19 protein-coding genes are annotated in these 16,445 nt (G+C 63.6%); 9 read left to right on the top strand and 10 right to left on the bottom strand.

Translation table 11 applies throughout. The features are described from left to right. The first annotated feature begins 18 nt into the window (after nt 1-18). A complete protein-coding gene (locus tag ABCW42_RS14715) occupies nt 19-630 on the top strand; it encodes a hypothetical protein (protein WP_423181914.1) in 612 nt (203 codons plus the stop codon). Between the two features lie 111 nt (nt 631-741). Here ABCW42_RS14715 and ABCW42_RS14710 read toward each other — a convergent pair whose 3' ends face one another. Continuing rightward, on the bottom strand, nt 742-1,584 hold the full coding sequence (locus ABCW42_RS14710; protein WP_423181913.1) for a hypothetical protein: 843 nt from the start codon (nt 1,582-1,584) through the stop codon (nt 742-744). Between the two features lie 13 nt (nt 1,585-1,597). Continuing rightward, entirely contained in the window at nt 1,598-2,623 is a 1,026-nt protein-coding gene (gene dapD / locus ABCW42_RS14705) for a 2,3,4,5-tetrahydropyridine-2,6-dicarboxylate N-succinyltransferase (RefSeq protein WP_423181912.1), read from the bottom strand. 85 nt (nt 2,624-2,708) lie between these two features. Between dapD and dapE the strand changes: the two genes are divergently transcribed. Further along, nucleotides 2,709-3,833: a succinyl-diaminopimelate desuccinylase gene (gene dapE, locus ABCW42_RS14700; RefSeq protein WP_423181911.1), complete on the top strand. Its 1,125-nt coding sequence runs from the start codon at nt 2,709-2,711 to the stop codon at nt 3,831-3,833. A gap of 76 nt (nt 3,834-3,909) precedes the next feature. Here the strand turns inward: dapE and ABCW42_RS14695 are convergent, their stop codons facing one another. The 4 genes from ABCW42_RS14695 to ABCW42_RS14680 all read right to left on the bottom strand — a co-directional run bounded on the left by ABCW42_RS14695 (nt 3,910) and on the right by ABCW42_RS14680 (nt 7,180). After that, the gene (locus tag ABCW42_RS14695) at nt 3,910-4,764 is read right to left on the bottom strand and encodes an amino acid ABC transporter permease (protein WP_423181910.1); all 855 of its coding nucleotides are present in this window, start codon (nt 4,762-4,764) and stop codon (nt 3,910-3,912) included. Further along, nucleotides 4,761-5,408 (bottom strand): amino acid ABC transporter permease, encoded by a 648-nt coding sequence (locus ABCW42_RS14690; RefSeq protein ID WP_423181909.1) that lies wholly within the window; start codon nt 5,406-5,408, stop codon nt 4,761-4,763. The genes ABCW42_RS14695 and ABCW42_RS14690 overlap by 4 nt, the downstream gene beginning before the upstream one ends. 62 nt (nt 5,409-5,470) lie before the next feature. After that, nucleotides 5,471-6,373 carry a glutamate ABC transporter substrate-binding protein gene (locus tag ABCW42_RS14685; protein ID WP_423181908.1) on the bottom strand — a complete coding sequence of 301 codons (903 nt, stop codon included), beginning with the start codon at nt 6,371-6,373 and terminating at the stop codon, nt 5,471-5,473. A gap of 51 nt (nt 6,374-6,424) precedes the next feature. Beyond that, nucleotides 6,425-7,180 carry an amino acid ABC transporter ATP-binding protein gene (locus ABCW42_RS14680; protein WP_423181907.1) on the bottom strand — a complete coding sequence of 252 codons (756 nt, stop codon included), beginning with the start codon at nt 7,178-7,180 and terminating at the stop codon, nt 6,425-6,427. A 209-nt stretch (nt 7,181-7,389) separates the two neighbouring features. Between ABCW42_RS14680 and ABCW42_RS14675 the strand changes: the two genes are divergently transcribed. The 4 genes from ABCW42_RS14675 to ABCW42_RS14660 all read left to right on the top strand — a co-directional run bounded on the left by ABCW42_RS14675 (nt 7,390) and on the right by ABCW42_RS14660 (nt 10,319). Continuing rightward, nucleotides 7,390-8,241, top strand: a complete 852-nt coding sequence (locus ABCW42_RS14675; RefSeq protein ID WP_423181906.1) for a TIGR00730 family Rossman fold protein — start codon at nt 7,390-7,392, stop codon at nt 8,239-8,241. A 42-nt stretch (nt 8,242-8,283) separates the two neighbouring features. Next, a complete protein-coding gene (locus ABCW42_RS14670) occupies nt 8,284-8,670 on the top strand; it encodes a DivIVA domain-containing protein (protein ID WP_423181905.1) in 387 nt (128 codons plus the stop codon). Beyond that, on the top strand, nt 8,667-9,920 hold the full coding sequence (locus tag ABCW42_RS14665) for a hypothetical protein (protein WP_423181904.1): 1,254 nt from the start codon (nt 8,667-8,669) through the stop codon (nt 9,918-9,920). The genes ABCW42_RS14670 and ABCW42_RS14665 overlap by 4 nt, the downstream gene beginning before the upstream one ends. 231 nt (nt 9,921-10,151) lie before the next feature. Next, nucleotides 10,152-10,319, top strand: a complete 168-nt coding sequence (locus ABCW42_RS14660) for a DUF3117 domain-containing protein (RefSeq protein ID WP_009357720.1) — start codon at nt 10,152-10,154, stop codon at nt 10,317-10,319. A 53-nt stretch (nt 10,320-10,372) separates the two neighbouring features. On the opposite strand, the gene ABCW42_RS14655 is transcribed toward ABCW42_RS14660, so the two are convergent. Beyond that, the gene (locus tag ABCW42_RS14655) at nt 10,373-11,005 is read right to left on the bottom strand and encodes an O-methyltransferase (protein ID WP_423181903.1); all 633 of its coding nucleotides are present in this window, start codon (nt 11,003-11,005) and stop codon (nt 10,373-10,375) included. Nucleotides 11,006-11,276: 271 nt separating this feature from the next. Between ABCW42_RS14655 and sigE the strand changes: the two genes are divergently transcribed. Genes sigE through ABCW42_RS14640 form a run of 3 tightly spaced genes read left to right on the top strand, consistent with a single transcriptional unit; the run spans nt 11,277 to nt 13,255 of the window. Then, nucleotides 11,277-11,921 (top strand): RNA polymerase sigma factor SigE, encoded by a 645-nt coding sequence (gene sigE / locus ABCW42_RS14650; protein WP_423181902.1) that lies wholly within the window; start codon nt 11,277-11,279, stop codon nt 11,919-11,921. Nucleotides 11,922-11,928: 7 nt separating this feature from the next. Beyond that, nucleotides 11,929-12,837 carry a hypothetical protein gene (locus tag ABCW42_RS14645; protein WP_423181901.1) on the top strand — a complete coding sequence of 303 codons (909 nt, stop codon included), beginning with the start codon at nt 11,929-11,931 and terminating at the stop codon, nt 12,835-12,837. Nucleotides 12,838-12,868: 31 nt separating this feature from the next. Next, a complete protein-coding gene (locus ABCW42_RS14640; RefSeq protein ID WP_423181900.1) occupies nt 12,869-13,255 on the top strand; it encodes a twin-arginine translocase TatA/TatE family subunit in 387 nt (128 codons plus the stop codon). A gap of 11 nt (nt 13,256-13,266) precedes the next feature. Here ABCW42_RS14640 and ABCW42_RS14635 read toward each other — a convergent pair whose 3' ends face one another. From ABCW42_RS14635 to ABCW42_RS14625, 3 genes are read right to left on the bottom strand one after another with little or no spacing between them, the layout of a single operon-like run. Further along, nucleotides 13,267-14,394, bottom strand: coding sequence for an Mrp/NBP35 family ATP-binding protein (locus ABCW42_RS14635; RefSeq protein ID WP_423181899.1), 1,128 nt, complete (start codon nt 14,392-14,394; stop codon nt 13,267-13,269). Nucleotides 14,395-14,406: 12 nt separating this feature from the next. Further along, nucleotides 14,407-15,051, bottom strand: a complete 645-nt coding sequence (locus ABCW42_RS14630) for a DUF1003 domain-containing protein (RefSeq protein ID WP_423184910.1) — start codon at nt 15,049-15,051, stop codon at nt 14,407-14,409. A 49-nt stretch (nt 15,052-15,100) separates the two neighbouring features. Then, nucleotides 15,101-16,384, bottom strand: a complete 1,284-nt coding sequence (locus ABCW42_RS14625) for a magnesium transporter MgtE N-terminal domain-containing protein (RefSeq protein ID WP_423181898.1) — start codon at nt 16,382-16,384, stop codon at nt 15,101-15,103. Nucleotides 16,385-16,445: the final 61 nt, after the last annotated feature.

Raw genomic sequence — 16,445 nt, 5'->3', positions numbered from 1 at the left:
GCAAAGGGAGGCATTCGGATGCATGACACAGGCGGCCAGGGGTGGCGGATTACCATGGACACCTCAGGACCAATGCTTATTGCCTTGTATCTCAGAGACGTCGCTGGATTGGACGGAGCCGGAACACCCACCCTGTCCCATGCGGCCCCCAAAGTCAGGCATGCGGACCATACGCACCTCACCGCCGAAGTGGGCGGGGTAACGGCGCTTAAAACGGAGTGGGAAGCGTGGTGGGAGAAGCTGTTGAAGGCTTACCCGGATGCGGCCCCCGAGCTTTCGCCCCCGGGCTTCAACGCCTTTGGCAACTCGCCCGCCCTCCGCAAGGTGCTCCAAGCACACTTCGGGGCTGCCCTGACGTGGGCTCGCGAGCGGCTTGAGGAGTACGAGAAACTCGAAGCCGAGCGCGAGGCCAGCGGGGCCACCTTGCTCCTGGGGGACATGGTGGAGGATCGATTGCTCGAAGTCGGCCGGAGTTCACGGGACTTCAAACTGAGCATTATCGAACTGCCCCTCAACGAACCCCGGGCGTGGTACCTGGAGCCGGACAAGATGATCATGAGCCACAGGCTTTTGTCCCAGCCCGAGATTTTCCGGAGCTACGTGCAGCCTGTGGTGGAGCTGCTCGTCTAACGGCCGGGCCCTAGGGGGACGGCCGAAAACCGGACCGGCGGCCGAAAACCGGCCCAGCGCGCCCAGCCGTCGCGGGCCCGGACCGGCGGCCGACCGCCGTCGGGAATTGCGCTACGTCTTCGGTGCGGAAACCGTGATGGTCACGGGTCCGGATGTGCCCCCGGTTTCCTGCCAGCCATTCCGGTCCTGCCTGTTCCACTTCGATCCCGCGACGTCCACCTCGGTGATGGAAAGGGCCTTGGCGTTCGCGACCGCCCATTGGGCGACGGCCCAGGCTTGGGTCCCGGTGAGGTTCAATTCCACAGCGCGGCCTTGGGTGTCGGCCGGGAGCGAACCGAACACTGCCGTCATTGCGTCCATCACTGCGTTCGGATCGCCGGCAGTATCCGCTTGGCGGAGGGTGCAGTCCAAAGCCCTCTGGGAGTTCCCCGTCAGGGCCGAGGCGTATGCCCGGGCCATTGGTTCGTGCTGCGCGTACGCCTCCGGGTAGGCCGAGTGCTGGACCGCCTGTGCGGCGTCCGTGATCGCCATGGTTTCGTAGCCGGGCACTTTCACCAGATGGTCGTAGAACGCATTCGTGGCATACACGGGATCCGAGACCTGCGCCTCGGTGCCCCAACCTTGCGAGGGCCGCTGCTGGAACAGGCCACGTGAATCAGGGCCGACCTCGTCGCCATGGCCGATGTTGCGCAGCTTCGACTCCTGCATCGCCGTGGCCACGGCGATCGTAGCCGCCCGCGGCGGCAGGCCGCGCTGGACCGAGATTGCGGTAATGAGGGCGGCATTCGCTGCCTGGTCCGTCGCCAACTCGTATGAATCGGAGCCGACGACGGCGACGCAGCGCTCCGTAACCAGGGTTTCGGAGCGCTGCAGTACAGTCACCACGGTAACGATGGCGCCGGCCACCAAGGCAAGCGCCAGCGACAGGATGATGGTGCGTCGGAGACGGCGCATCCAGATGGTCGGGCTAGTTGGCGTGGAGGGCTTCGTTAAGCTCTACCGTCTGGCCCTTGCGCGGAAGGACCTCGACTTCGCCGGTGGTTGAATTGCGGCGGAACAGCAGGTTGGGGACACCCGAGAGCTCAACGGCCTTGATGATGTTGCTGGTGTCCTCGCCGTTCTCGTCCTTGGGGCCGGGGACGCGCACGCGGGTTCCCGCCGTCACGTACAGGCCGGCCTCCACCACGGAGTCGTCGCCGATGCTGATGCCAACGCCGGAGTTGGCACCGAGGAGCACGCGCTCACCGAGCGCGATCTTCTCCTTACCGCCACCGGACAGGGTGCCCATGATCGAGGCGCCACCTCCGACGTCGGTACCGTCCCCGGCCACGACGCCGGCGGAAATGCGGCCCTCGACCATGGAGGTGCCAAGGGTGCCTGCGTTGAAGTTCACAAAGCCTTCGTGCATGACCGTGGTGCCTTCGGAGAGGTAGGCACCCAGGCGGACGCGGTCGGCGTCGGCGATCCGGACACCGGTGGGAACCACGTAGTCCACCATGCGGGGGAACTTGTCCACGCCGTAGACGGTCACCGCGCCGCGCTTGCGCAGGCGGGCGCGGGTCAGCTCGAAGCCTTCGACTGCCGCCGGCCCGAAGTTGGTCCATACGACGTTGGGGAGCTTGCCGAAGATGCCGTCCAGGTTAATGCTGTTCGGCTGGACCAAGCGGTGGGAGAGCAAGTGCAGGCGCAAGTAGGCGTCCACGGTGTCCGCGGGCGCTTCGTCAAGGTTGATCTGCGCGAAGACCACCTTCTGCTCGGTACCGCGGTCGGCGTCGCGGCTATCGGCGGCAATCGCGGTGAGGGACTCGTCCGCGTTTTCCACCGCCCGCAGGGATTCGGCCGCTACCCCCAGGGCCGGTGCCGGAAACCATGCGTCGAGAACCGTCGCTTCACCGGAGTCGGAGGTAGCGATGGTTGCCAGGCCGAAGCCGAAGGCGGAACGATGGTTTGAGGATGCGCCGGAGAGCACGGCAGAAGCAGCGGTTTCAGTCATAGCGCAATTCTATCGAGAGCAATTGGCTCCTTTGAAACCGGGAATGGGCCCGGAAGGTCGCATTCGGCTCGGATACAGTGGACGGGTGACCGTTGAACCCTCCCCGATTCCCCTCGACCTCCGGCAAGACGTCGCCTTGCTCACCGCCGCAATTATGGACATCGACAGCGTGTCCGGCAACGAAACCCCCTTGGCCGACGCCGTCGAGTCAGCCCTTCGGACCATCCCCGGCCTGAACCTCGTGCGCGACGGCGACGCCATCATCGCCCGTACCGAACTCGGCCGCCCGGAACGGGTGATCCTGGCGGGCCACCTTGATACTGTGCCGCTGCCCACTGTTGAGGGATCACTTGGCACGGTGCCCTCCACGTGGGAGTCCGGCGTCCCGGGCGAGGGCGTCCTCTACGGGCGCGGCGCTACCGATATGAAGGGCGGCCTCGCGGTGCAGCTGGCGCTCGCGGCAACAATGTTCGACGGCGGTGCGGAGCCGGGCAAGGATGTCACGTTCGTCTTTTACGACCACGAGGAAGTGGAAGCGGCCAAGAGCGGCCTCGGTCGCCTGGTCCGGAACCACGGGCACCTCCTCGAGGGTGACTTCGCGATCCTGCTCGAACCAACCGACGGCACCGTTGAAGGCGGCTGCAATGGCACGAGCCGTTTCGAAGCGACCACCGTGGGGGAGGCCGCCCATTCGGCCCGGGCATGGATGGGAAGCAACGCGATCCACGCGGCGGCACCGATCCTGGGCCGTTTGGCAGCATATGAGCCCAAGACGATCAATGTGGACGGGCTGGACTATCGCGAGAGCCTGAACGCCGTCAGGATCAATGGCGGAACCGCGGGCAACGTGATCCCGGACCGCTGCGTCGTCGAGATCAATTACCGCTTTGCTCCGGACAAGTCTCCGGACCAGGCGGAGGCCCACGTCCGCGAATTGCTCGAAGGCTTCGACGTCGTCCGCACTGACGCTGCTGCCGGAGCGCGTCCCGGACTGAAGCACCCTGCCGCCGCGTCCTTCGTTGCGGCGGTCGGCGCGGAACCCAAACCCAAATACGGGTGGACCGACGTCGCGCGCTTCAGCGAGCTGGGAGTTCCAGCCGTCAACTTCGGCCCGGGAGACCCGTTGCTGGCGCACAAGGACAACGAACATGTCGACGCCGACGCCATCCGTGAGTGCCTGCGGGTACTGCGCCTGTGGCTGGCTGACTGAAACGGCCGACTGAAGCCGGGTATGACTGAGGGCCTGCAAGCCGTGGCTTGCAGGCCCTCAGTCATGCGACGTCAGCTCAGGCTTCCGCGGCGATGATGTCCGATTTGGCGACCTTCACCACTTTCGGGCTGCGGCGCATCCGGCTCTCAAGCCATTTTGCGATGCCTGCGAGGATCAAGCACATGCCCACGTACAGCACGCCTGCGATGATCGCCGACGGGATGATCGGTGAACCATACTGGGCCTGGCTTCCGAAGTACTTCGCCTGGAACAGGATCTCGTTGTAGGTCACGATGAAGCCCAACGCGGTGTCCTTAAGGATCACGACGAGCTGCGAGATGATGACCGGAAGCATGGAGCGGATCGCCTGGGGGAGCAGGATGTTGGTCATGACCGCGCCCTTTCGAAGGCCGATCGCGTAGCCTGCTTCGCTTTGTCCGCGTGGAAGCGATTCAATGCCGGCACGGAAGACCTCCGCGAGGACAGAGCCGTTATACAGAACCAAGCCAGCCACGACGGCGGTGAAGGGCGTGATGCCTTGGACGCCCAGCGGAGGGAGGCCGTAGTAGAAGATCATCATCAGGATCAGCAGCGGAACGGCACGGAAAAGCTCCGTGAATCCGTAGCACGGCAGGCTGATCCAGCGGCGGTCGGAAAGACGTCCGAAGGCCAGGAGGATGCCCAGCGCCAAGCTCAGGACCGCGGCCGTGGCGAATGCGGAAAGCGTGGCGCCGACCGATTGGACGATGGTCTGCTGCACCAGCGGAAACGTGAACAAACGCCATTTCTTCGCATCGAACTGGCCGCTTTCGGCGAACCGCAGGACAATGAAGCCGACGATGGCAATGATGACCAACGCGGTGACCACGCCAAGGATCCTGTAGCGTGCGCGGGCCTTTGGCCCCGGGGAGTCAAAGAGGACCGAAGTCATCGAGCCACCTTCCATTTCTTCTCAAGCTTGCGCTGCACGAAGGAAAGGATGAAAACAAGCAGGACAAACACCAAAGCGACCCACAACAGGCCGGCCATCGCAGGTTCGCCGCGTTCGGACAGGTTCGAACGGATGGCACCGGCTTCGAGGACCGAGAAACCCGCTGCAACCGTAGTGTTCTTCAGCAGCGCGATGAACACGCTGAACATCGGCGGGATGACCGCGCGGAACGCTTGAGGGAGGACCACCAAGGTCAGGGTCTGCGTGAACGGAAGCCCGATTGCGCGCGCCGCCTCGGCTTGGCCGACCGGAACGGTGTTGATTCCGGATCGCACGGCCTCGGCCACGTAGGTTGCGGTGTAGAGGCTAAGTCCGATGATCGCGGCGGTGGTGAAGTCGATTTCCACGAGCCCCAGCTTTGGATAGCCGAGCGCGAAGAAGAACAGGACGAGCGTCAGGGGCGTATTGCGGACGACGTTGATGTACAGCGTGGCAGCACCCCGCATGGCGGGGACGGGGGAAACCCGGAGCGTTGCCACTATGGTCCCCAGGATCAGGGCGAAGATTCCCGAGACAACGAAAAGGATGAGGGTGTTCCGGAACCCCGTCGTGAAGAGGTCCAGGTTGTTCAGCAGCGTATTCATGGAATGGTCGCTTTCAGCCGATGTTTGAGGGGGCGGCAGTAGGCCGCCCCCTCACCAGCGATTTAGTAGTTGTCTACTGCGGGCTGGGTGACCTTGGTGCCGGACTGCCCCAGCGTGGAGTCGTAGATCTTCTGCCACGTGGAGCCGCCGTCGGTGAACATCTTGTTGACGAAGGTGCGCAGGGCGGTGTCGCCCTTCTTCAGGCCTACGCCGTACTTCTCAACCGTGAACGGTTGGCCGACCACCTTGAGGTTGTCCGTGTCCTGTGAGGCGTAGCCGATGAGGATTGCCTGGTCGGTGGTAACTGCGTCCACCTGGCCGCTCTTGAGGGCTTCGACGCACTGGGAGTAGGTGTCGAATTCGGTGGTCTTGGTACCCGGGAAATTGGCCTTGATGTTCTGGATGGGGGTGGATCCGGTTGCCGAGCAGACGTTCTTTCCGGAAAGGTCCTTCTCGCTGTTGATCGTGCTGTTGTCCTTCTTGACGAGCAGGCCCTGGCCGGTCACGAAGTAGGGTCCCGCGAAGTCAATGAGCTGCTTGCGCTTGTCGGTAATGGAATAGGTGCCCACGTAGTAGTCGATGTCGCCGTTGGTGATCGCCGACTCGCGGTTGGCCGACGGGATCGGCTTGTACTCGATTTTGTCCTTCGAGTATCCGAGGGATGCCGCGATCCATTCCGCGATCTGGATGTCGAAGCCGCTGTACTCGCCGGTGGCGGCATCCTTGAATCCAAGGCCGGGCTGGTCCTGCTTTACGCCGATCCGGACTTTTCCGTTCGACTTGATCGTGTCGAACGTCGGGCTGCCCGTGATGGACACGTTCTGCGCAACGGTGAAGGGTGCTGCGTCGGTGCTCGGAGCGCCTGCACCGCCGCCCCCGCTGCCGCCGCACGCGCTGAGCGAAAGCGCAATCGCGGCGCTGGCGGCGACCAAGAGGGATTTCCTCCGGGTGATAAAAGCCTTCATGACATTCCTTTCATTGTGCGGCCGCCCCCCCGCGGCTTGGGTGCGGGCGTACTAGTGGGTCAGGAGTTTGGAGAGGAAGTCCTTGGCACGGTTGCTCTGGGGGTTCGTGAAGAACTCCTCGGGTTTGGCGTCCTCGACGATTTGGCCGTCCGCCATGAAGACCACGCGGTCCGCGGCCTTTCGGGCGAACCCCATTTCGTGTGTCACCACGATCATGGTCATGCCTTCCCTGGCCAGCTGAACCATGACATCAAGGACTTCGTTGATCATTTCGGGGTCCAACGCGGAGGTCGGCTCGTCGAACAGCATGACCTTCGGCTTCATGGCCAGGGCGCGCGCGATGGCCACGCGCTGCTGTTGGCCGCCGGACAACTGGGCGGGCATTTTGGGCGCTTGCTGCCCTACCCCCACCCGCTCCAGCAACGCCATTGCGTCTTTGTCCGCGGTTGCCTTGTCCATCTTCTTGACCTTGATGGGGCCCAGGGTGACGTTCTCGAGGATCGTCTTGTGGGCAAACAGGTTGAAAGACTGGAAGACCATCCCGACGTCGGCACGGAGGGTAGCGAGTTCCTTGCCTTCTTCGGGGAGCTTCCTGCCGTCGATCGAGATCACTCCGGTATCGATGGTCTCCAGCCGGTTGATGGCCCGGCAGAGGGTTGACTTGCCCGAGCCCGAAGGCCCGATCACCACCACGACCTCACCCTTCTTGACCTGCAAGTTGATGTCCTTCAGGACATGCAGTTGACCATAATGCTTGTTGACGCCATTCAGTGAAACGAGGGCATCGCTGGAGGCTTGAATAGTCATGGGTCGAATCTAGCGAAGAAACGACTCAAGATGACGGCGATCACAGGAACTTGGGCAGATCGTGATTCAACAGAAACCTGACTTGCAGTTGACAGTCAGCTAAATGTGCTGATGTCCACGCGCGGCCCGACACTTCAATCACGTCAACATCAGAAACAACACTGGCACCTTGCGAATGTAAGTCCCGTTATCCGCGTTAGCCTAGGTCAATGAGTACCAGCCAGCCCGACGTTCCACGTCCAGACGCCCATGGCGATGCCTCCAGCAACGGAGCAGCGACGTCCACCTCCGCGATCACCGCGGAAGCGCCCGCCAAGCACAAAGGACCGTTGGAACTCCGGCGTAAACAGGCTGCCGTACCGATGTCCGATCAACGGCTCCTCGACACCCGCGGGGCCGAACATTTCATCCACACGGATCCTTGGCGCGTCCTGCGCATCCAGAGCGAGTTCGTCGAAGGCTTCGGCGCGCTCGCGGAACTCGGCCCGGCAGTGAGCGTCTTCGGCTCTGCCCGCACCAAACCAGGTTCCGATTTTTACGACATGGCGGTCCGCGTCGGCCGGCACCTCGCCGAAGCCGGGGTCGCCGTCATCACCGGCGGCGGACCGGGATCGATGGAAGCGGCAAACAGGGGCGCGGTCGAAGGCAACGGAGTGTCCGTCGGCCTGGGCATCGAGTTGCCTTTTGAGCAGGGATTGAACCGTTGGGTGGACCTCGGCATCAACTTCAGGTATTTCTTCGCCCGCAAGACGATGTTCGTAAAGTACGCGCAGGGATTCATCGTCCTCCCGGGTGGCCTAGGAACGCTGGACGAGCTCTTTGAAGCAATGGTCCTTGTGCAGACCCGGAAGGTCACCTCGTTCCCGATCGTCCTCCTGGGCGTTGCTTTCTGGAGCCCTATGATCGAGTGGATCAAGGGGACGCTGGTGGCCGAAGGAATGGTGTCCGCGAAGGACCTGGACCTCATCCAGTTGGTGGACGACCCCGCGGATGCGGTGCACCGGGTGCTCCACGGCGTCCCGCTTCCGCCCGAGCCCAACGGAGACCAGCGCCCGGAGTAGCTTCCGTGCCAGGCTCGCGTCCCAGTCTGGCACGATGGGTTTGTGAGCTTCTTTCTGGTTTTCCTCGCGATCGTCGTCGTCGGGGTCGTCCTGTTCATCGGTAGCGGGATGACCCGCTCCGGGCGAAACCCCGGGGCCGGTCTCGATGATCCGGTGCCGAACCTCCCGCCGGTTCTGCTGCCTGCCGGAGCGAAAGCGTCCGACGTCGATCACGTCAGGTTCGCGCTCGGCCTGAGGGGCTACCGGATGGACCAGGTTGACGAGGTGCTTGATGATCTGAGGGACCAGTTGACCGCGCGGGAAGCCGAGATCGAGCAGCTGAAACGGGCCTTGGAGGTGCAAGGATCTCCGGGGAAGCAGGAGGAACCTGCGAATCCCGGATCGTCTGTGGAGTCTGCGAAATCGGAAGAACCGGAACCGGACGCGTGACCCAGTCAGTCGAATCGCGATCGCCAAGGCTGGCGCTTGGCCGCCTCGCAAGGCATGCCGCGGGGTGGCCATGGTGGGTCCACGTATTCCTCATCTACCTCGCCGCACGGCTGGTCAGCGCCTGCATCTTCATGGCCGCTGCCTTGCAGCAAGGCGTGAATCCGTGGTTTCCGCCGGCCCCCGACTACTGGAATTTCATCACCATTTGGGACGGCCGGTGGTACGCCAACGCGGCCGATAACGGGTATCCCTCGGCGCTTCCGCTCAACTCAGGCGGCGGCGTTGCCGAAAATACGTGGGCGTTCTACGCGTTGTTCCCGTTCCTGGCCCGGGCCCTCAGCACATTCACGGGAATGGCGACCCTTCCGGCCCTGACAACCCTTGCCATGGTGGCAGGACTCGGGGCGGCACTGCTTTCCTATAAGCTGTTCCGCGAACTTTCAGGGCGCCACACCGCACTGTGGGCTGTAGTCCTTTTCTCCACGTTCCCGGTCTCGCCCGTGCTGCAGGTGCCCTACGCGGAGTCCCTTAACATCCTGCTGATCGCGGCGTCGCTCCTGCTTGTCCTACGTCGAAAATATCTCCTGGCGATGCCCGTCGTCGTGCTCATGTGCCTTTCCCGGCCCACAGGCGTTCCATTCTCGGCAATGACCGGCATCCTCTTCCTGGTCCACCTCTGGCAAAGGTTCGGCCGGCGGCGCCGGCCCGGGCTGGGCGTGGACGGCATAGCGCCCACCATCCGCCAACTTGCCTCCCTTGCCGCCCTGGTTGTGGTCAGCGCAGCGGGAGCCCTCGCTTGGCCGGCCATTGCCTGGGCGGTGACCGGTGATCCGTCGGCCTACACGAAGACCGAAACAGTGTGGCGCGGCGACGACCTCGTTCCGTTCAAGCCGTGGTTCGATACCGGGACGATGCTTTTCGGGCCGGTCATCGGACCGTTCGCGCCGTTGGTGTTTGTGGTCCTGTTCGCACTGCTCATGTTCAGCAAGCCGGTCCGGGCGCTGGGTACGGAGTTGAGGCTGTGGTGTGCGTGCTACATGGGCTATCTCCTGGTCTTCCTGCAACCGCAAACGAGCACCTTCCGGATGCTCTTGCCGTTGTTCCCGCTGGCGCTCAGTGCCGCGTGGCTCTCGCGGTCCAGGGCGTATCGGGGCACCGTCGTGGTGATGTTCCTCTTGCTCCAGATCGTGTGGATCGTCTGGTTGTGGGCGTGGGCACCCCTGCCCGGCGGGGGCGACTATCCACCGTGACGCCGCGGCTCTGCCGCCTATTGGCGCGGGATCGCGGGGCACGGGAAAAAATCCATCAATTAGCTACGGGCGGGTAATTACGGGATAATAGATGTAAGCAAGGACTAGACGGCACCCCCGGGTGCTCGGTGAAGACGGCTGGAAGCCCGAACTGTCAACGCCGTACATTCCACGCGGAGCCAGCCCGGCCGGGTTGGCGGGATCTGGGACAAACTGGAGGGGATTTTCCTAATGGCGGCTATGAAACCACGTACTGGCGACGGCCCTATGGAAGTAACCAAAGAGGGACGCAGCCTGATCATGCGTGTGCCGCTCGAAGGCGGAGGACGGCTTGTGGTCGAGCTCAACGCAGCAGAAGCGGCGAACCTCAAGGAATGCCTCGTAGGCGTTACCGAATAGATTCACTGGGCAGGGCCCGGCAAGAGAGCCGGTGCCCTGCTTTCATGTTTAAGCTACTTCTTGACCGCCACCAACAAGCCATCGCCGGTCGGAAGCATTGCCGAGGAGAGCCGCTCGTCGTCCCGGATGGCCTTGCCGATCTGGCGCAGCACCACCGTGGTGGTGTCCCGGGCAGCAGGATTGGACACTTTGTCCTTGTCCAAGGCGTCGTTGATGACCAGGGTTCCGCCTGACTTCAGAAGGCGGATCGCCTGCTCAACGTAACCCGGGAAATTCGGCTTGTCCGCATCGATGAAAACGAGGTCGTACGCGGAATCCGTGAGGCGGGGCAAGACATCGGCCGCGCGGCCGGAAATGGTCCGCGTACGGTTGGCAGGGCTGCCGGATTCCAGGAAGGCTTCCCGGGCGGCCTTGAGGTGTTCGACGTCGACATCGATGGTGGTGAGGACCGCCTGCGGACCCAGCCCACGCAGAAGGCAAACGCCGGAGACGCCGGCTCCGGAACCTACCTCAACAACTGTCTGGGCCTTCGAGGCTGCGGCCAGCACGGTGAGGACCGCGCCGACGCCGGCGCTGACAGGAGTAACGCCCAGGTCGAAGGACCGTTCACGGGCACGAAGCAACACGTCGTCCTCGGCAGGAAGACCTTCTGCGTAGGACCAGCTTGTTGACTTGTCGGCACTCATGGGGGTTCGCTTTCCAGACAGAGGGGTGATGGTTCCAGACTACTGGTTCCGGACCACCGGGAACGGACGCCCGGGCCCGCGGAATTCTGTGTCCCGGAGCACTGTCCGCCGCCGTCCTTCCGCCATTGTTCGCTCTGGGGGAACAGGAAGCCCTCGACCAGCAAAAACACAGGCAACACTGGGATGATGTAGATCCGGCCATCCAAGCGGCGGCCGGCATCGAAGTCCTGAGTAACAGGCAGGACGACCACCAGTTTGAGGGGAGCGGACGATGCGGGCATCAAGTGCTGCGCCAGTCCAGTCAACGGCAGCAGTCCTGGGTTCCACCGACGCGGCTCCGCCTGCGGAAGAATGGGTCAGGCCCAGCTGGGAAGAAGTGGTGGAAAACCACTCGGCGAAGGTCTTCCGCCTTGCTTACCGCCTGACCGGCAACAAGTTCGACGCGGAGGACCTCACGCAGGAAGTCTTCGTCCGGGTCTTCCGGTCGCTCGACAACTTCAAGCCCGGCACCCTCGACGGCTGGCTGCACCGCATCACCACCAACCTCTTCCTCGACCAGGCCCGCAGGAAGAGCCGCATCCGTTTCGATGCGCTCGCCGAAGACGCCGAATCCCGTTTGCCCGGGCACGAGCCAGGCCCTGAACAGAGCTTCGAGCTAAACAACCTGGACCTCGACGTTCAGCGCGCCTTGGAGGAACTTCCCCCGGACTTTCGTGCCGCCGTCGTTCTTTGCGACCTCGAAGGCCTCTCCTACGACGAAGTTGCTGAAGCGCTCGACGTAAAACTGGGGACCGTCCGGTCCCGTATCCACCGCGGCCGGACCATGCTGCGTGAAAAGCTGGCGCACCGCGACCCCCGCCCGGTCCAATCCCGCAAGCCGCGCCTCAAGATGCCGCGGATCGCCGGGCTTCTCTAGTTCGCCGATGGGTCTGTTGAACGGACGTCGTGGCGGTTTGCAGAGGGTGAACTTCCGGCATAGCCGTGCCGAAGGCCATGTGGAGGAGTGCTCGGAGTGCCAGGCGGCAGTTCTCCGGGAACGGCAATACCTGGAGCGTCTTCGGCGTGCCTCCGTGCCTGAAGCAAGCCAGGATTTCACGAATCGCTTGATCGAGCACACCCGAAGGCTGGCCGAGTCGGATGACGCTGGCCAACCGGCGTCGGAGCGGCGGCCTTGGCAAAACATGCGGATTGCCGGTGCGGCTGCGGGCGGACTCGCGGTGAGTGCCGGGATCCTGGCGGTCGCGGCCTACGTCCTCGGCGGCGAGGCCACTCCGCAAGCGTCGAATGCCGGCGAGCAAGAAGTCCGGACCCTCGTCAGTTCAACGTCCGCCGCCAATTTGCCGGACCAGTTGCCGATGACAAGCCCACAAGCGAACCTGCCCGTCACCGTTTCCGCATCTGTCGCGCTCAACCCGCAACAGCTGTCCGAGCTCCGCAAGGAAGGATGGGCATGTCCCGAGCTGGACAGCATGGGGTTCCACGTAGTCGGGGCTCGGGCCATGATGCAGGACGGCCATCCGGCAGTGGAATTGCAGCTCGACAACGGAGCGCATCACGCCACACTGACTGAGGAACACTTGGAGGGCAGCGGATCAACAGGCACACGGCTTTCCACCAGCCCCGGAACGCCGTGGCAGGCCGTGTATACCTCGCCAGTGGCTGTCCTGCGTTACTCCTCGGACATGCCTCCCGAACAAGCCGCAAGCGCCCTTCCTGAGCTCGTCAAGGCAGGGGACGGCTTGCTCGCCCGGCCCGCACAGGACACAAGCGAATCATGGAACGAGCGCGTACAGCGCGGGCTGCGTACCCTTGCCGGGCTCGCAGGTTTCTGAGCGGGCCAAAGGACAAGGTAATCTTCGATACGTGCTTGGAATCAACGGCCCGGAATTTCTGATCCTGCTGATCATTGGCGTCATCGTGATCGGTCCCAGCCGCTTGCCCGAATACACCCGGAAACTGGCTAACCTGGTCAAGGAATTGCGGCGCATGGCGTCAGGCGCCCGGGACCAGATCAGGGAAGAAGTCGGCATCGACATCGACGAAGTCGACTGGAAGAAATACGATCCCCGCCAGTACGATCCCCGCCGGATCATCCGGGAGGCGTTGCTCGAGGAGGACGCGAAGCCCGTCAGCCCGGGCGCTCCCGTTGCTGCGTCGGCCGTGGGGGAGCCGGCCCCCAAAGCGCCTGAACGCGTGGTCGAACGGCTCGCGGCCGGAGAGCTGGCTCCATTCGATTCCGAGGCCACCTAGCCACCTGGAGGCTATTTAGGCTGTATCCCCAGCGACATACCGGCCAAGCCGCGCGGTTTCGCGCTCAACTTATCCGCGATCGCCTGAAGCGCTTGGGCGGCTGCAGTCTCCGGAGCGCCCAACACTACCGGCCGGCCGGCGTCTCCGCCTTCGCGTAGGCGGATATCGAGTGGTATTTGGCCAAGCAGCGGCACTTCGGTTCCCACGGCCGCGCTCAGCCTCTCGGCGAGCACCTGCCCGCCGCCGCTTCCGAACAATTCCATCTTGCCGCCGTCGGGCATTTCCAGGAAGGACATGTTCTCCACGACCCCGGCGAGGTGCTGGCCGGTCTGCGTAGCGATGGTGCCGGCGCGCTCGGCAACATCGGCGGCAGCCGCTTGCGGAGTGGTCACCACGAGGATTTCGGCTTTGGGGAGCAACTGGGCCACGGAGATCGCGATGTCGCCCGTGCCCGGCGGGAGGTCGAGGAAGAGTGCGTCAAGATCGCCGAAATAGACGTCGGTGAGGAACTGCTCCAATGCGCGGTGCAGCATCGGACCCCGCCACGCGACCGCTTTGTTGCCGGCGACGAACATGCCGACGGAAATCACTTTGACGCCGAATGCCACCGGCGGGAGGATCATGTCGTCCACGGGCGTCGGCTTTTGCGTGATGCCCATGAGGGCCGGGACCGAGAAGCCATGGACGTCGGCGTCGACGATTCCCACCCTGAGGCCCTGCGCCGCGAGGGCGCACGCCAGATTGACGGTCACGGATGATTTCCCCACCCCGCCCTTGCCGCTGGCAACGGCAAAGACCTTGGTGAGTGAACCGGGTTCATTGAACGGGATGCCGCGCTGGCCGCCCGGACCGCGGAGGCGCTCCTTGAGGGCGTCGCGCTGCGCCTGAGTCATCACCTTCAGTTCAACGTCGACGCCGGTAACCCCCGGCAGTTTGGCGAGGGCCGCCGTCGCATCCGCCGTGATGGTTTCACGGAGGGGGCACCCCGCGATGGTCAACAACACGGTGACCCGGACCGTTCCGTCGGTCTTGGCTTCAACCGAATCCAGCATCCCGAGTTCAGTGATGGGACGCCGCAATTCGGGATCGATGACGGTGGCCAGGGCGCCGTGGAGGGCCTCGGGGGTGGGAATGCTCATGGGTCGGTAGTTCTAACTTTCGGGATCGCTGGATGGTCCTGATTGCCGTTCCGGGGAGGTGCCCACGGGCGAAAGCCCCGAATCCGGCTCCTCGTTCTTCGGCTGGGGGGCCTGGACCTTGGGGATTTGCTGCGTCCGCGGATTGCGTTGCTTGTCCCTTTTGTCCTTGATTTTGTCCTTGACCTTCTCGCGCCTCTCGGGGCCGGTCGATTCGTCGGTGCGGAGTTCTTCCTGGGCCTCGAGCAGGTCTGTGAGCAAGGAACGGAGTTCCGCCCGCATGTAGTCACGTGTGGCGACTTCGCGAAGAGCGATGCGGAGCGCCGCGACCTCGCGGGTGAGGTACTCGGTGTCAGCCAGGTTGCGCTCGTCGCGTGCGCGGTCCTGCTCGATCGTTACCCTGTCCCTGTCGTCTTGGCGGTTCTGCGCCAAGAGGATCAGGGGAGCGGCGTAGGAAGCCTGCGTCGAGAAGAAGAGGTTGAGGAGGATGAAGGGATAGGGGTCCCACTGGAACCCAAACAAGCCAACAACATTGAAGATGATCCAGACCACCACGAAGATCGTCATGTAGAACAGGAAATTCGCGGTGCCCATGTAACGGGCGAAACGCTCGGCGAAACGGCCGAATGCGTCGGGGTCGCTACCGAAATTCGGGAGCATCCTCGAACGTAGCTCGAGCGGAGTATCCAGCCCGGCGGTGGTGTGCTTCTCAGCCAATTCGACCTCCTAGTTTCCTGATCGGTGCGCCGTCTTCGTGGGTTCGCCAGTCGTCCGGGAGCAGATGGTCCAGGAGGTCGTCAACAGTCACCGCCCCCACCAAGCGGCCGGAGCTGTTGACTACCGGCAGTGAGTTGAGGTTGTAGGAGGCCATGGTGTGGCTGACCTCGCTGACGCTGGCGTGGTCCGATACCGGTTCGAGGTTCTTGTCCACGATGGTGCCGAGTTGTTCGGGCGGGGCGCTGCGCAGCAATTGCTGAATGTGGACGACGCCCAGGAAACGTCCAGTTGGAGTCTCGAGCGGCGGACGGCAGATAAAGATGGCGGACGCCAACGCGGGAGAGAGTTCCTCGCTTCGGACGTGGGCCAAGGCTTCGGCGACTGTTGCTTCCGGTGGCAGGATGACCGGCACTGGGGTCATCAAGCCGCCCGCGGTGTCTTCGTCATATTGGAGGAGCCTGCGGACGTCGTCGGCTTCGTCCGGCTCCATCAGCAGCAGCAGTTCTTCCGCCTTGGCGGATGGCAGGTCGGCGAGGAGGTCCGCGGCGTCGTCCGGGTCCATCTCCTCAAGGACGTCGGCGGCGCGTTCCTTGTCCAACGCGGACAGCAGCGTTACCTGGTCTTCTTCCGGCAATTCCTGGAGGACGTCAGCCAGGCGTTCGTCCTGGAGTTCGCTCGCTACCTCGATGCGGCGCTTGTCCGACATCTCCTGGAGGGCGTCGGCGAAGTCTGCGGGTTTCAGGTCCTCATGGGTAGCGACGAAGTGGCTGGCGCCCTGGGGATCCGTGGTGGCGTCCGGCAGGGTGTCCGCCCAGTCCACGAGCAAGGTGTGGCCGCGGCGCAACCCACGTAGCCTGGATGTTGATGTCCCGCGGCGCACGAAGAGCTTGGAGACCAGCCAGTCGCCGTTGCGCTGCTGGTCCATCGCTATGTCCTCGATGATGGCCTCGCCGCTGCCATCCTTGAGCGTCACCTTGCGGTCGAAAAGTCCGCCGACCACCAACTGTTCGGCGCCGCGCTGCTGGAACCGGCGCAAGTTGACCAGCCCGGTGCAGATGATTTGGCTCTGGTCCATCGATGTCAGCCGGGTCATGGGAACAAAGACGCGCTTCTTGCCCGGAACTTCGACGACGATACCCACCGCATGCGGGGCCCCGCGCATGCCGCGCGAGAGCACTACGACGTCACGTAGCCGACCGAGGCGGTCTCCGAGGGGGTCGAAGACGTCGAGGCCGAGCAAGCGCGCAACAAAGACGCGTGAAGGATTTGTGCTCACGTTTACAGGCTACCGAGTCTGCTCTCTTTTAGCTGAATTTCAGCCGCTTCCCATACGAATG

The organism is Arthrobacter sp. NyZ413, from assembly GCF_049390645.1.
GTDB lineage: Bacteria > Actinomycetota > Actinomycetes > Actinomycetales > Micrococcaceae > Arthrobacter.
The sequence above is the reverse complement of the archived record's forward strand: the minus strand, read 5'-3'. Positions and strand labels throughout refer to the sequence as shown.